Genomic DNA, 13146 nt, shown 5'->3' with positions numbered 1-13146 from the left:
ATTTTGAATTGTTAATGATTAGCAAACATCTTGTTGGGTGGCGTTGTGCTTCACCCAACCAACGAATTATCGTCCTACTAATTTATCACGCAATTGTTTGATGCGATCGCGCAATTTTGCCGCCTCTTCAAATTCGAGTTTTTTCGCTGCTTCTTTCATCTGTGCTTCTAATTTTTCAATCAAGTTAGGAATCTCTTCCAATGGCAATTCATCGATATGTTCTTCAACTACTTTTAAATCTGTTGCATTCAACCTGCGAGACACTTCCAAAAAAGACAAAATCGCATTACTCGATTTTTTCACAATTGGTTGCGGTGTAATTCCATGCAGGCGATTATATGCCAATTGAATATTTCTTCGTCGTTCTGTTTCTTCAATGGCTTTAATCATGCTGTCTGTTAAATTATCAGCATATAAAATTGCTTGTCCTCTAATGTGACGCGCTGCTCTACCAATGGTTTGAATTAAAGAACGTTCAGCACGTAAGAAGCCTTCTTTATCAGCATCCATAATCGCTACTAAAGAAACTTCTGGTAAGTCTAAACCTTCCCGGAGTAAGTTCACTCCGACCAAGACATCAAAGCTTCCTTGACGCAAATCTTGTAAAATTTCAATGCGCTGAATAGAATTGATTTCTGAATGTAGATAGCGCACTTTTACATTATGTTCTTGCAGATATTCTGTTAAATCCTCTGCCATGCGCTTGGTTAATGTGGTAATCAATACTCTTTCATGCAGGTCAATCCTATCTTTGATTTCTCCTAATAAATCATCAATTTGTCCATCTGTGGGACGTACAAAAATTTCTGGGTCAACTACACCAGTGGGGCGAATTACTTGCTCAATTATGTGTTGTTCAGAAATTTCCAATTCCCAATCACCTGGAGTAGCGGAAACAAAAATACATTGGTTAACTTTCTGCCAAAATTCTTCTGCTTTTAAAGGACGGTTATCCGCAGCACTGGGTAGTCTAAATCCATGCTCAATTAATACTTTCTTCCTAGCTTGGTCGCCGTTATACATCCCCCGAATTTGTGGAACTGTGACGTGAGATTCGTCAATTACTAACAACCAATCTTTAGGAAAATAATCAATTAAACTTTCTGGTGGTTCTCCGGCTTGTCTTCCTGCTAAATGTCGCGAATAGTTTTCTACACCATTGCAATAACCGACTTCCCGCAACATTTCTAAGTCGTATCTTGTGCGTTGGTCGATGCGTTGTGCTTCTAATAATTTGCCAGCTTCTTCTAATTCGGCTTTGCGCTGTTTTAGTTCGGCGGCGATATCTTCACAAGCTATTTCTAAACGTTCTTCTGGGGTGACAAAGTGGCGTGCTGGGTAAATATTGACGGCTTCTAAACTGCTGAGAATTTCCCCGGTTACTGGGTCAATATAACGTATCGCGTCAATTTCATCGCCAAAAAATTCTACGCGAATAATTCGGTCTTCGTAAGCAGGGCCAATTTCTAATACATCACCCCGGACGCGGAAACGTCCCCTTCCCATTTCTATATCGTTACGGCTGTATTGTACAGAAGCCAAATCCCGCAAAATCTCACGCTGATTTACTTCCATGCCAATTTGTAGGGGGATAGCGGCTTTAAGATATTCTGAGGGGATACCCAAACCGTAGATACAGCTAATAGATGCAACAACAATCACATCACGACGCTCGAATAGCGATCGCGTGGCTGAATGTCGTAGCATATCTATCTCATCGTTAATCGAAGCCGTTTTTTCAATATAGGTATCGGTAACGGGAATATAGGCTTCTGGCTGATAGTAGTCGTAATAACTGACGAAATACTCAACGGCGTTTTTGGGGAAGAACTCCCGCAATTCATTACAAAGCTGCGCTGCTAAGGTTTTATTATGCGCCAAAACTAGAGTCGGCTTCCCTACCTTCTCAATGACTGCGGCGATGGAAAACGTTTTACCTGTTCCCGTAGCGCCTAGTAAGGTTTGGTAGCGGTTGCCATCTTGAATACTACCAGTTAACTGTGCGATCGCTTGTGGTTGGTCGCCTGTTGGACTAAACGGTGCTTGCAGGCAAAATTCTGTCATACATCTGTATTAAAAATACCCTATCTCATGGTAGCGATAAATCTCAGTTGACAGGTGACAGGTGACAGGTAACAGGTGACAGGTGACAGTTAACAGGTTAGGTCTACCTCCTGCGTCTTACCTTTTTGTTCAGCAATCTTTTTTTACAAATTTTAAAAATTTAAGTTTACTTATATGTCAATTTTGAAGATACTTATATATATGCAAGGTTCTTTAAGGGTAAACTCACTTATATAGGAAAGTGTCTCTTTTTTCCTTAAGTATTGTAAAGTAAAGTTAATATCTAGAGGTAGTTAATCATGACCATTAGCAGTACCGGCAAAACGGTCAGTCCTCGACAAAAACGCGCCAAGCTCAAAGGAGAATCAACTGTGGAAGTAGACAATAATCAGAGTCAAAGCTTGAATAAAGATCAAGCCGAGTCAAATGGCGGACTGTCAGTAGAAAAATCCGAGCAAAAAGAAATTGCTGGAACACTGGCTGTTTCTGGAGTGCGTCCTATTGCCGGTAGTGACTTGCAAGTAGCTGAAACAATTTCAGTTGCAGGAATACGTCCCATTAGCACTAGTAATTTGCAAATAGTTGAGACAATGAACGTGATGGGTATCAGACCCATTGCCGCTAATACAATCGATGTAGTTGATAGCATCAATCTTTCTGGAATACGTCCTATTGCTTCTAGTGCATTGGTGATTTCCAGCAGTTACTCCGTTATGGGTAATCGTCCAGTAGCATCAAACACTATTGATGATTCTGATAGTCTGATGGGTTTTATAGATTAAAGCGGAAAATAATTTCATTAATTTTTATCACAATAAAACCCAGTTACTTGATTTAACTGGGTTTTTACGTTTTTTTCTGATACCAATTCTCCATGAAGTTGCGCCGAATAAACAATGTAGAGACGTTGCATGCAACGTCTCTACAGCGCTACATCAAGAAACGGTATGAGTTGTCAGTTGATTGTAATGGGTATTGTTAAAGTTGCAGGCTAAAAAGCTAGTTCACACAAAAGGACTAAACCCTGATTTCTCCCCAAATGTTTACAAAAATTGAAGATATATGCCTCAATGCCTGATATTTAGTAATTTTTCCCTCTTTATACATAGATAACTAATATCTCTTGTGGCAGAAGGCTATAACAAAAACTTTAAGTTACTTTGTAAATGTAATAACAAATTCAAGGTTATTGCATAACTTTGAAATTAAATTATATAAGTTTAGGAGAGCAAAATGAGCTTAGAAGATAGAGCAAAAGCTACTGCTAAAAATATCGAAGGTAAAGCACAAGAAGCTTTGGGTAATGTAACTGGTGATCCTGAAGATAAAACTGAAGGTAAAGCCAAACAAGCTGAAGGCGAAGTACGCCACGGTGTTGAAGATGTTAAAGACAAGGTGAAAAAGAATATTGACTAATTCTCATCCAGTCATAGTCTCAGGTGATTGTTGAGTGTGAGAATTAACTTCTTAATTACCTGATAGTAAAGGTTCTAGTTTGGGAGATGGAGGTTTATTTGCAAGGTTATTGTAGAGATATGATTACTCATATCTCTACATTTCTTAAGTTTATTTCTGCAAATTAATTGACTTAATAATCAAAATTAAAACTCTATCTACTAAATAAAGAAGCAGTTATTAAATTTATCGTCATGGGAGGTAGACAATGGTTTGGATTCAGCAGGGTCGAAAAATCTTGACTACTGTTGTCTTGGTTTTATTGTTGATGATCACTACCGCTTGTAGTGGTGGTGGAAATGTGGCTCAACTAGACCGTACTAGCGCCCCATCAGATATTGGTAGAGATGCAGCTTATTCTCAATTAGAAAGAGGTAATTCCCCATCTGGGCAAACCTTCGGTAACTGGGTTGTACAAACCTCTCAAGGATTAATTAAGGATGCTTACGTCCGCGATAACAACAAATTAGGTGTTGTCATTTCGCCCCAAGTACGCCCCAATGAAGTAAAACCTTTAGTAAAATCTTTAGCCCAAGGTTTCCACAAAAATTTTCCTAATCAGGATTTAACTGTTCTCGTATATGGCCCCGATAAAAAATTAATTTTGACCGCTAAATACGATGTTCAGTCTAACCAAATTCAGTACACCTAATAACTGAATTGGCATTAATAAGGAGAGACAAAAGTGACAAGTAGCGAAGAATATAGACGGCAAGTTATGAGAGATTTGGCAGAGGGAAATGTCGAATCTTTAGATGCACCAACAGGTGAACCTGCGGCTGAATACGAAACTTTTGACGATTTCGCACAACGCACAACTACAGATCAGCGTCGTCAATTGTTCGGTCGTTCTTTGAGTCCAGAACGCATTCCTAGCAGCCAAATGGAACCGGAATTGCAAAAAGCGATCGCCCAAATCAAGCCCAACGAACGCGATGATGTCGCCCGCGCCTTTTTCAAACACCTCAAGGAACGGGGATTGGATGAACGCCACCTAGAACAACAACTAGGTCTTAGCACCCACCATGCAGGCCGGATGAATGCTGATGATGTCAGCAAACTTGCATCCTTCGCCTATCACAACCACCCCGACATTTTCCGCGAAGTCCTAGCCGAACAACCAGGAATTATTAAATTCCTCAGCAACCCCGTAGTTGCAGGTATTATCGGGATTGCAGCCGCTAAATGGTTAGGTGGACGTAAGTAGGTTTAATGTTTAACTACCCATCATAAAAAAAGCGATCGCTATTAGCGATCGCTTTTTTATTAACTGTTGATACATTGCTGAATCAAGTAGTAACTATTGTGGGGTAGGCATCTTGCCTGCCCCATTGTATATGAGGACGGGCAAGATGCCCATCCTACAACAAACTAAACCTTAGCTAATTCTGGTGTAGGACGCTTACTGTTGCGAATATTGGTAATTGCTTCGGCATAATCCTTAGCATTAAATACCGCAGAACCAGCCACAATTGCATTAGCGCCTGCTTCTAGAACTTGCCAAGTATTATTAGCCTTGAGTCCGCCATCTACCTCAATCCAAGGATCTAAACCGCGTTCATCACACATTTGACGCAGCTTGCGGATTTTTGGTAATACACCAGGAATAAAGCTTTGACCACCAAAACCGGGGTTAACACTCATGATTAGCACTAGGTCAGCTAATTCTAGTACGTATTCAATCAACTCTAAAGGAGTACCAGGATTGAGAACTACTCCCGCTTTTTTACCTAATTCTTTGATTTGTCCCAGAGTGCGGTGCAGGTGTGGCGAAGCATTATGTTCAGCGTGAACAGAAATAATATCAGCGCCTGCTTTAGCAAAGTCTTCTACATACTTCTCTGGTTCCACAATCATCAAGTGGACATCCAGAGGTTTTGTTGTCACTGGACGAATCGCCTCCACTACCAGAGGGCCTATCGTTATATTAGGTACAAAACGACCGTCCATTACATCAACATGAATCCAATCGGCTCCAGCCGCGTCCACGGCGCGAATTTCCTCGCCTAAGCGGCTAAAATCGGCTGATAGGATAGATGGAGCAATTACTATGGGTTTTTCAGATCGGTTTTGGGTCATGGCTAGTGGGTTTTTAAGCGTCCTCGTCTGTAAGCATTGTAACAAAATACTGTAACAAAATATTGAGAATTTTAGAAATTGGGGATCGGGGATCGGGGACTGGGGACTGGGGACTGGGGGAAGATGAGGAAGTGGGGGAGCAGAGGAGCAGAGGAGCAGAGGAGCAGAGGAGCAGAGGAGCAGAGGAGAAAAACTATTGACTATTGACTATTGACTATTGACTATTGACTATTGACTGTTGACTAATGACTATTGACCAATGACTATGAAAAAATTAACTTGGATAATTTGCGGATTTAGTGCTTCTTGTTTGACTGTGCCTGTGTTGGCTGTGGTTTTACCAAGTTCTTTAGGAACTAATGGTATTGATGCTTTGAAGTTACACCAGTCTCCTTATAATTTGCTCGGTCGTAAGATTGCTATCGGTCAGGTAGAAATCGGTCGCCCTGGGATGTTTGGTTGGGATAAGGCTGTGTCGAAAAATCGTGCTGTGTCACTGGCGGCTGTCTTTTTACGCAACGCCCCTGCTAAGTCTAATAATGGTGTTGACCCCCATGCTTATAATGTTGCTGGTGTGATGGTGAGTAGGGACAAAGCTTTAAGAGGGGTTGCGCCGGAAGCGAAGTTATATTCTTCGGCGGTGGGTTCTACAAAAAGTATGGGTCAACCAGAGGAGTGTTTATCAGCCCAGCACATAGCTGTACAAAATGGTGGTGATGTGCGGGCGATTAACTTTAGTTTTGGTGAACCCCTCAACCGTGACCCTCGACCAGAGGCGATTTTAGATGGGAATGCTTTACTGACTTTGTGTGTTGATTGGTCGAGTCGCGTCCACGATGTTTTGTATGCGATCGCAGGCAATCAAGGTAAAGGGGGTATACCCATACCTACAGACAATTATAACGCCATCAACGTGGCTTTTTCATCCCGACGAGGCGGCATTTTTAATAAAGTAGACGTTTCTAATCTGGCTGGTGTGAACCAGGGTGTAAGCGGTCGCTTGGCTGGTAGAGAATTTAATATTGATGGTCGTCGTTCGGTGGGTATAGTCGCGCCTGGTAGTAATATCGCCATGCTCAATCCCGATGGCAAATTAAACAAGGTGACAGGGACAAGTTTTGCTGCGCCTCACCTGACAGCTACCGTCGCGTTATTACAAGAGTTTGGCGATAGACAGCTACGCACAAAACAACCGAACTGGAGCATAGATAGTCGCCGTCAGCAAGTGATGAAAGCTGTACTACTCAATTCAGCAGATAAAGTTCAAGATAGTGGTGATGGGTTAAAGCTGGGCATGACTCGCACCCTGATTGATAAACAAAATCAAGACTGGTTAAGTTCTGATGCTTACCAAAACCCAAAGATTCCCTTAGATGCCCAAATGGGAACAGGTCATTTGAATGCGTTCCGCGCCTATCAGCAGTTTAGCGCAGGTGAATGGCAGCCAAACGCACCAATTCCGGCGATAGGTTGGGATTATCGACAAGTTGATGTAGGTAAATCTGTTGATTATGAGTTAGCCAAACCGTTAAAGCAAAATAGTTTTGTCGCGATTACTTTAAGTTGGAATAGATTGGTTGAGTTAAATGATACTAATAAGAATCAACAATTTGATGTAGGTGAAAATTTCCGCGATCGCGGTTTAAATAACCTCGACCTTTATTTAGTAAAAGCTGATGCTAAAAGCACAGAACCCGGTGTTATTTGTTCTTCAATTAGTGAAATCGATAGTGTAGAACATCTTTTTTGTCCAGTTCCTGCTAACGGTAATTACAAAATCCGTGTTCAATTCAAAAAACAGGTCAACGAAGCAACTCAGCCCTATGCTTTAGCTTGGTGGACTGTTCCTACTAATTAAGTGGAGAGGATACTGATATATGTATCCCACCAAAAACCTCATACATTAGTAAATGTAGGGTGCGTCAGCCCCAATAATGTCTTACACATTCAAGGATTTTCTACATCTGACGCACCCTACCCCTGTTCCTACTAATTAAGTGGCGAGGATACTGATATATGTAGCTGACTTTTCACGGGATCTGGAAGACCTCTCTCCAAACCTCTCTCCTACAAGGAGAGAGGCTTTGATTTCTCCCCCTTCCCTTGTAGGGAAGGGGGCTGGGGGGTTAGGTCTGACGGAGCGCTTTTCCACATAACGTGAAAAGTCAGATATATGTAGGGTGGGCAGTGCATCGGCAAAACCCTTAAACTCTAGCCGCAAATCAGTATTAGATTTATGATTAAATTAGTATTTAGTAGTTTAAAATACAATATCCAACTCTATAGTAGTTGTCAGATGTATTAGTACATAAATAAATATTAAAATCTGTATAATAAGCAGCTTTTGTCTCTGTTACCTATCCCTTCATCTAAAATAAACATCCATAATTAACCGATAAAAAATAAATCCGTAATGCCATATTTATAAAAATTTGGCAATAGTTACATTTACTTCTCTCATAAAGTTCATTGTTACCAAAATTGTAACCGTCGATTGTTTCGCTTGTATTAATGCAATAGTAAATAATCAATACAACATTAACGATGTCAAGTTCGATAGATAGTTAAAAACTTTGGCGTGAGAGGTAGTAAAATGAATCGTCAGAAATTCAGTGGTGTGAAAAACAGTTTCTTGCAAAGACGTTATGGTGTTAGCCTGGGAAGACGTTATGTTTTAGCCGCAGCTAGTGTTGTTTTGTTTAGTGTATTAGGCTGTTCCCAAGTTGATACCAAGACAAGAGCAGTAGCTGAGACTGGAATACCTAAACCGGAGCCTTCCTTGCAAAAAAAAACAGTAATTCCTAATACTAAAGTTGTCAATGCGAATAATAAGTTTGGCTTTAAACTGTTCTCGGAAGTGGCGAAACGAGAAAGTAACGCCAAGAATATTTCTGTTTCACCGACGAGTGTAGCGATCGCCCTAGCTATGACTTACAATGGCGCTAGCGGCTTGACTCAGAAAGCAATGGCTAAAACCCTAGAGTTACAGGGTATCACTCTACCAGAACTTAACTCTGCTTACACGGAGTTAAACCAGTTGCTACAAAACCCTGAACAAAATGTCCAATTAACTATTGCTAACTCTCTTTGGGTAAATCAAGATATTAGCTTGCGTCCTGATTTCTTGCAGAGAACCCGCGATTTTTATCAAGCTAAGGTGGCAAATTTAGATTTTCAAAATCCCAGCGCTCCAAGTACAATTAACAATTGGGTGAAAGAAAATACTAAAGGTAAAATTAACAATATTGTTGACAAAATTGAACCAGATCAAGCTCTATTTTTGATTAATGCCATATATTTTAAAGGTCAATGGAGCGAAAAATTTGATAAATCCCAGACGCAACCACAGACTTTTTACACTGCATCAGGACAACAGAAACAACACCCAATGATGTCGCAAAAGGGTGAGTATAGATATTATGAAAATCCACAATTTCAGGCTGTAAGTTTACCTTACGGACAAAATAAAAAGGTAAGTTTATATGTATTTTTACCCAAGCAAAATTCTAACCTCAAAGCCTTCTATCAAAACTTGAATGCTGAAAACTGGGAAAAATGGATGTCTCAATTTGATAGTCGTGAGGGTTCTATTCGTTTGCCACGTTTTCAAACAGATTACGATATCACACTTAATGATACACTGAAAGCTTTAGGCATGGGAGAAGCTTTCACTAATAAAGCTAATTTTTCAGGTATGGCAGATCAATTAGCTATTAGTCAGGTGAGACATAAAACTGTTATCGAGGTGAATGAAGAAGGTACAGAAGCTAGTGCAGCCACATCTGTAGGGATGGTTCCTACATCTTTGAGACAGCCACAAGAACCGTTTGAAATGATTGTTAATCGTCCCTTCTTCTACGCAATTCGTGATAATCAAAGTAAGAATATCTTGTTTATGGGCGCGATTTCTGAACCGGGATAAATGTGATATAGTCAGATGCCAATTGGCTTATTTTAAAATTTAAACACCAGCGTTTAAAAATTAATATTAACGAGGTCGATTTTCTCGCCCGTGATAGACACGTAAAATAACAACATCATCCTCAAGAATAACGTAGTGAATTATAAAACCGTACTTACCAAAAGAAACTAAAAGTTTTCGTAGTCCTGCTATTTCATCTACAATTGCACCTCGACGGGGGTTCTGCTGTAAACTCTCCCCTGAAGAGACAATTGCTGGTACTGCGCGGGAAGCTGCATCAGGATTATTAAGTTTGATAAAATCATAATGACGATTTAAGTCATCAACTGCACTCAGAGTCCAAACTATCTCGGACATGGACGTTCTTCCTCAGTTCCCAAACTGTCTGCCCATTCGCGCACAGAGCTATGCGCTATTCCTGAACCTGTGCTACGGTAGACTTCGAGAGCAGATAGACTCTGTTGAAGCATTTGGGCTTCAGTAAGAGGTTGAAAATTTAATGCTGTGTCTATTTCACCTACCTCAAATGATTCTTCTGTCGTTTGAGTAGCTTGATTTACAAGTAACTGCTCAAAATCTGCTAAATCTCCAGATGAAGTAGTCAGCCATGTTAACAGGAGGGTTTTTACCTGTTCTCCTGGTAATGTTTCCAGATGTTCTAAAAGTTGCTGTCTAAGATTGCTTGCTGTCATAAACTTTTAATTTCCATAATAGCTCTAGATTAAGTAAAAAATCTCTGATTTAACTCTTATCTAATTTTAGCTAAAACACCGTCATTTCCCAATTTTAGTAGCTTTCGTTAGCGCATCACCAAAAATATTGACAATCAAGAATTATGTTCATCTATTTATTTAAAAAATATGGTTAGTTAGGTGAATGCTTGTCAATTTTGTGTCATCATCACAGAAAATGAGATGTAGGAACTCAAAAATAAACTGATAACAGCGATGTCTAACGACAAGCCGACAAGCGTCTACGCCACTACTATTGCATCTATCGTTGGTGAAGAAAATACCGTTTCCGTTGAAAACAATCTTAAATTCACTCCAGCAATAGCTGCGGGGAAACTCCCCAGTTGTATCGTTTATCCTCAAACTCAAGCACAACTAGCCGCAGTTATCGCCACAGCACACCAAAATAACTGGCGTGTTTTACCCTGTGGAAGTGGGAGTAAACTTGGTTGGGGTGGTTTAACCAAAGATATTGATGTGGTTGTGAGTACAGAACGCATCAACCGACTAATTGAACACGCTGTTGGTGATTTGACTGTCACCGTCGAAGCTGGGATGAAGTTTTCCCATCTCCAGAATATTTTGGCACAAGCGCGACAATTTCTCGCCCTTGACCCCTCCACAGCAGAAGCAACCATTGGCGGTATCGTGGCTACGGCTGATACCAATTCCCTACGACAACGTTATGGTAGTGTACGCGACCAACTTTTAGGTATTACCTTTATACGTGCTGATGGTCAAATTGCTAAAGCTGGGGGACGGGTAGTAAAAAATGTGGCTGGTTACGACTTGATGAAGTTATTTACTGGCGCATACGGTACATTAGGAATTATTAGCCAAGTAACTTTTCGGGTGTATCCTATTCAGGAAGCATCGGGGACGGTGGTATTGACTGGTGCAGCAGAGGATATATCCCAAGCGGCTACAACTTTGCGGGGTTCGGCATTAACACCGACGCAAGCTGATTTAATTTCTACTGGATTGGTATCTAGTTTAGAATTGGGTCAGGGAATAGGGTTAATTGCCCGTTTTCAAAGTATTGGTGAAAGTGTGAAGGAACAATCCAATCGTTTGTTAGAAGTAGGAGAGAAATTAGGTTTAGCGGGGGTAGTATTTTCTGGTACAGATGAAAGTCATCTATGGGAGAGATTGCAACAACAAATACATCCTCCTAGCACAGAATCTACAATTACCTGCAAAATAGGATTGTTACCTAGTGCGGCTGTAGAGGTATTGTGTCAAGTACAAGTGGGTTTGATTCATATTGGTAGCGGTTTGGGTGTGTTACAAGTAGAGGATGGAAAGCAGGTTTTGCGAGTGCGATCGCATTGTCAATCTCACAACGGTTTTTTAACAGTTCTCCAAGCACCTGTACCAGTTAAACAACAAATCGATGTCTGGGGATATACTGGTAATGCTTTGCCGTTGATGCGTCGGATTAAAGAACAGTTTGATAGTAAAAATATTTTAAGTCCGGGTAAATTTGTGGGTGGAATTTAAGCAACTCACTAGATATATACAGGGAAGCAGAATAAATATGCAAATTTCCGAAGATTCTACTAATAATACTGCTAGTATAAAAAATTTACAGGGGTTTGATGCTAACCATCCACCCGATCCAAAGTTGATTGATAGTTGTGTACATTGTGGCTTTTGTCTTTCTACTTGTCCTAGTTATCGCGTGATAGGGAAAGAAATGGACTCACCTAGAGGACGCATCTATTTAATGGATGCTTTAAATGAGGGCGAAATTGCTCTTAATACAGCTACAGTCCAACATTTTGATTCTTGTTTGGGATGTCTAGCTTGTGTGACAACTTGTCCTTCTGGTGTGCAGTATGACAAGTTAATTTCTGCTACTCGTCATCAAGTAGAACGTAATTATCCCCGCAGTTTGTCTGATAAATTAGTTCGTCAATTAATATTTTCTTTATTTCCCAACCCAGATATTTTACGGATTTTCTTAATACCCTTATTCTTTTATCAAAAATTGGGTATTTCTCAAGCCATTCGCGCTACAGGATTGCTGAAAATAATATCGCCTCGCTTGGCAGCAATGGAATCAATTCTGCCAAAAATTACTCTAAAAACTTTTCAAGATAATCTCCCTACAATTATTTCCGCACAAGGCGAGAAACGCTATCGAGTCGGGGTAATTTTGGGATGTGTGCAGAGGTTATTTTTCTCTCCAGTTAATGAAGCGACGGTGCGAGTATTAACTGCAAATGGCTGTGAAGTTGTAATTCCCAAATCGCAAGGATGTTGTGCGGCGCTTCCCGAACACCAAGGACAAACAGAACAAGCCAAAGCTTTAGCTAGGCAGATGATTGATAGCTTTGCTGATACTAATGTTGATTATGTCATTATCAATGCGGCTGGTTGTGGTCATACTTTAAAAGAATATGGTCACATATTAGCAGATGACCCAGAATATCGGGAGAAAGCGAAAAATTTTGCTGCTAAAGTCAGAGACGCTCAAGAGTTTTTAGCAACTGTAGGGTTAACAGCCAAACTTTCACCTTTGACAGATAAACCTTTGAATTTAGTTTATCAAGATGCTTGTCATTTATTACATGGACAAAAAATTAGTTTGCAACCTCGTCAATTATTGCAGCAAATTCCAGGGGTGAAGCTGAAAGAACCCTTAGATGCAGCTTTATGTTGTGGTAGTGCTGGTGTTTATAATATGTTGCAACCGGATGTGGCTGATGAATTAGGTCAGCAAAAAGTGACGAATTTATTAAATACTGGTGCGGAATTAATTGCTTCTGCTAATCCTGGTTGTGCTTTGCAAATTACAAAACATTTGCAATTGCAAGGTAAGGAAATTTCAGTCATGCACCCGATGGAGTTGTTAGATTATTCTATTCGCGGTGTGAAGTTATAGGCTAGGGA

12 protein-coding genes are annotated in these 13146 nt (G+C 40.4%); 8 read left to right on the top strand and 4 right to left on the bottom strand.

Annotated elements, in window-relative coordinates; translation table 11 throughout:
- Nucleotides 1–66: 66 nt before the first annotated feature.
- Nucleotides 67–2064: an excinuclease ABC subunit UvrB gene (gene uvrB / locus H6G83_RS16880; protein ID WP_190474367.1), complete on the bottom strand. Its 1998-nt coding sequence runs from the start codon at nt 2062–2064 to the stop codon at nt 67–69.
- 299 nt (nt 2065–2363) lie between these two features.
- Here uvrB and H6G83_RS16875 point away from each other — a divergent pair, with 299 nt between their 5' ends.
- The 4 genes from H6G83_RS16875 (at nt 2364) to H6G83_RS16860 (ending at nt 4726) form a co-directional block, all read left to right on the top strand.
- A complete protein-coding gene (locus H6G83_RS16875; RefSeq protein ID WP_190474365.1) occupies nt 2364–2846 on the top strand; it encodes a hypothetical protein in 483 nt (160 codons plus the stop codon).
- A 451-nt stretch (nt 2847–3297) separates the two neighbouring features.
- Nucleotides 3298–3480: a CsbD family protein gene (locus tag H6G83_RS16870; protein WP_190474363.1), complete on the top strand. Its 183-nt coding sequence runs from the start codon at nt 3298–3300 to the stop codon at nt 3478–3480.
- Nucleotides 3481–3727: 247 nt separating this feature from the next.
- Nucleotides 3728–4171 carry a hypothetical protein gene (locus tag H6G83_RS16865; RefSeq protein WP_190474361.1) on the top strand — a complete coding sequence of 148 codons (444 nt, stop codon included), beginning with the start codon at nt 3728–3730 and terminating at the stop codon, nt 4169–4171.
- Between the two features lie 33 nt (nt 4172–4204).
- Complete coding sequence (locus H6G83_RS16860) at nt 4205–4726, top strand: hypothetical protein (protein ID WP_190474359.1); 522 nt, start codon at nt 4205–4207, stop codon at nt 4724–4726.
- Between the two features lie 164 nt (nt 4727–4890).
- Here H6G83_RS16860 and rpe read toward each other — a convergent pair whose 3' ends face one another.
- Nucleotides 4891–5598 (bottom strand): ribulose-phosphate 3-epimerase, encoded by a 708-nt coding sequence (gene rpe / locus H6G83_RS16855; RefSeq protein ID WP_190474357.1) that lies wholly within the window; start codon nt 5596–5598, stop codon nt 4891–4893.
- A gap of 265 nt (nt 5599–5863) precedes the next feature.
- Here rpe and H6G83_RS16850 point away from each other — a divergent pair, with 265 nt between their 5' ends.
- Nucleotides 5864–7456: a S8 family serine peptidase gene (locus tag H6G83_RS16850; RefSeq protein WP_390822172.1), complete on the top strand. Its 1593-nt coding sequence runs from the start codon at nt 5864–5866 to the stop codon at nt 7454–7456.
- A 735-nt stretch (nt 7457–8191) separates the two neighbouring features.
- Nucleotides 8192–9520, top strand: a complete 1329-nt coding sequence (locus tag H6G83_RS16845) for a serpin family protein (protein ID WP_190474353.1) — start codon at nt 8192–8194, stop codon at nt 9518–9520.
- Nucleotides 9521–9586: 66 nt separating this feature from the next.
- On the opposite strand, the gene H6G83_RS16840 is transcribed toward H6G83_RS16845, so the two are convergent.
- Entirely contained in the window at nt 9587–9877 is a 291-nt protein-coding gene (locus tag H6G83_RS16840) for a type II toxin-antitoxin system RelE/ParE family toxin (protein ID WP_190474351.1), read from the bottom strand.
- The gene (locus H6G83_RS16835; RefSeq protein ID WP_190474348.1) at nt 9865–10212 is read right to left on the bottom strand and encodes a hypothetical protein; all 348 of its coding nucleotides are present in this window, start codon (nt 10210–10212) and stop codon (nt 9865–9867) included. Before H6G83_RS16835 ends, H6G83_RS16840 begins: the two co-directional genes overlap by 13 nt.
- A 255-nt stretch (nt 10213–10467) precedes the next feature.
- On the opposite strand from H6G83_RS16835, the gene H6G83_RS16830 reads away from it, so the two are divergent.
- Together H6G83_RS16830 and H6G83_RS16825 are read left to right on the top strand one after the other, a co-directional pair.
- Nucleotides 10468–11751, top strand: a complete 1284-nt coding sequence (locus H6G83_RS16830; RefSeq protein WP_190474346.1) for an FAD-binding oxidoreductase — start codon at nt 10468–10470, stop codon at nt 11749–11751.
- Between the two features lie 37 nt (nt 11752–11788).
- The gene (locus H6G83_RS16825; protein WP_190474344.1) at nt 11789–13138 is read left to right on the top strand and encodes a (Fe-S)-binding protein; all 1350 of its coding nucleotides are present in this window, start codon (nt 11789–11791) and stop codon (nt 13136–13138) included.
- Nucleotides 13139–13146 lie beyond the last annotated feature (8 nt).

Source organism: Anabaena azotica FACHB-119 (assembly GCF_014697625.1).
Taxonomy (GTDB): domain Bacteria; phylum Cyanobacteriota; class Cyanobacteriia; order Cyanobacteriales; family Nostocaceae; genus Trichormus; species Trichormus azoticus_A.
This window is presented reverse-complemented; position numbering and strand designations above follow the sequence as displayed.

Excerpts from the sequence above, each read along its gene's own strand:
- uvrB (WP_190474367.1), bottom strand. The coding sequence starts at position 2,064 with ATGACAGAATTTTGCCTGCAAGCACCGTTTAGTCCAACAGGCGACCAA.
- H6G83_RS16875 (WP_190474365.1), top strand. The coding sequence starts at position 2,364 with ATGACCATTAGCAGTACCGGCAAAACGGTCAGTCCTCGACAAAAACGC.
- H6G83_RS16870 (WP_190474363.1), top strand. The coding sequence starts at position 3,298 with ATGAGCTTAGAAGATAGAGCAAAAGCTACTGCTAAAAATATCGAAGGT.
- H6G83_RS16865 (WP_190474361.1), top strand. The coding sequence starts at position 3,728 with ATGGTTTGGATTCAGCAGGGTCGAAAAATCTTGACTACTGTTGTCTTG.
- rpe (WP_190474357.1), bottom strand. The coding sequence starts at position 5,598 with ATGACCCAAAACCGATCTGAAAAACCCATAGTAATTGCTCCATCTATC.
- H6G83_RS16850 (WP_390822172.1), top strand. The coding sequence starts at position 5,864 with ATGAAAAAATTAACTTGGATAATTTGCGGATTTAGTGCTTCTTGTTTG.
- H6G83_RS16845 (WP_190474353.1), top strand. The coding sequence starts at position 8,192 with ATGAATCGTCAGAAATTCAGTGGTGTGAAAAACAGTTTCTTGCAAAGA.
- H6G83_RS16840 (WP_190474351.1), bottom strand. The coding sequence starts at position 9,877 with ATGTCCGAGATAGTTTGGACTCTGAGTGCAGTTGATGACTTAAATCGT.
- H6G83_RS16835 (WP_190474348.1), bottom strand. The coding sequence starts at position 10,212 with ATGACAGCAAGCAATCTTAGACAGCAACTTTTAGAACATCTGGAAACA.
- H6G83_RS16830 (WP_190474346.1), top strand. The coding sequence starts at position 10,468 with ATGTCTAACGACAAGCCGACAAGCGTCTACGCCACTACTATTGCATCT.
- H6G83_RS16825 (WP_190474344.1), top strand. The coding sequence starts at position 11,789 with ATGCAAATTTCCGAAGATTCTACTAATAATACTGCTAGTATAAAAAAT.